This is a genomic window from Candidatus Jidaibacter acanthamoeba (genome assembly GCF_000815465.1).
Taxonomy (GTDB): Bacteria; Pseudomonadota; Alphaproteobacteria; order Rickettsiales; family Midichloriaceae; genus Jidaibacter; species Jidaibacter acanthamoebae.
Window position 1 is genome coordinate 1 of sequence record NZ_JSWE01000097.1, and the last position, 1,320, is coordinate 1,320.

2 protein-coding genes and 1 pseudogene are annotated in these 1,320 nt (G+C 32.4%); 1 reads left to right on the forward strand and 2 read right to left on the reverse strand.

Annotated elements, in window-relative coordinates; translation table 11 throughout:
* Positions 1-210, forward strand: a pseudogene (locus NF27_RS12420) (IS481 family transposase); the annotation flags it as partial.
* Between the two features lie 86 nt (positions 211-296).
* Here NF27_RS12420 and NF27_RS05210 read toward each other — a convergent pair.
* A complete protein-coding gene (locus NF27_RS05210; RefSeq protein WP_239647821.1) occupies positions 297-1,085 on the reverse strand; it encodes an IS3 family transposase in 789 nt (262 codons plus the stop codon).
* The coding region (locus tag NF27_RS05215) for a transposase (protein WP_084212976.1) at positions 1,046-1,320 on the reverse strand (275 nt) is incomplete at its 5' end. The genes NF27_RS05215 and NF27_RS05210, both read right to left, overlap by 40 nt.

Genomic DNA, 1,320 nt, shown 5'->3' on the forward strand with positions numbered 1-1,320 from the left:
GATAAACTTAAAGTATGGGAAGAATATTATAATAAACAAAGATCACATAGCGCTTTACAAGGTAAAACACCTTGGGAAAGATATAAGGAGTTAGAAAACAAAATTCCCTCTTTAGATGAAATACAGGTGAATTATGAGCTAAATCAAGAAAGTTTTGTTATTCAAAACTACAAGTACGACCAAGCAATAAGAGCATTAAAGAAGAAGTAGCTAATATATTTAGGGGAAAAACAATATAAAAACTGAAATAATAGTTGAAGATTGGTAATGATGTCTATGAATCAGAGAGGCACATATTAATCAAGAGTTAATCTTATATTCCAATGGTAACTAGGTATATGAATCACACAACTAAAGAAGCTCTCTGCAACTGCATTATCATAACAATTACCTTTAGCACTCATACTACAGCTGATTTGCTTCAAAGCTAAGATTTTCTGAAATTTACCGCAAGTGTATTGGCTACCTCTATCAGAGTGAAATATCAAGCCATGATTTATATCTCTTCTGCTTATAGCCTGGTCAAAAGCTTTGATTATGAGATTAGTATCTATTTTAGAGTCTAGTGCCATACCTACAACTTTTTTGGAAAACAAATCCAATATTACTGCCAAATATATCCACCCCAAAGAAGTAGGTATATATGAGATATCGCTAACCCACTTTTCATTAGGTTTATTACACCTGAAATCTTGCTTTATCAGATTTTCTTTTATTTCTCTAAGAGCAGGTTTATGCCTTATCTTATATCCGCCTTTTCTTTTTGCCTTAATATTATGTATTCTCATTAAGCGCTCTACTCTTTTCCTGTTTACCTTTTCTCCTTTTAATCTCAGTTCGGCATAAATCCTCGGGCTTCCGTAAGTACTGCGACTATAGCTATATATCGCCTTAATTTCCGTTACTAACCTTAAATCTTTATCTTCTTTTCTCTCAATCTTACTATTTAAATATTTGTAATACCCGCTACGCGATACTTTTAACATTTTAGCCATCCTCTCAAGTTTAAATTTATCTTTATATTTCTGCATAAATTTAAACCTTTCTACTTTTTCCCTGAAAAGATGGCTAAGGCCTTTTTTAATATTTCTCTTTCTTCTTTTAGAATAAGATTTTCTTTCCTTAGTGCCTTTATTTCTTCTTTATTTAAGCTGCTTTCACCCCCTAAGCTCTCTCTTCCTTTCATCCATAGAGCCAATGTACTCCTAGGTATCGACAAATCTCCCGATATTTCACTATATGTTTTGCCGCTATTTCTAACTAGCTTAACTGCTTCTTCTTTAAATTCCTTACTGTATTTTCTCAGTTTACTCATTCCTT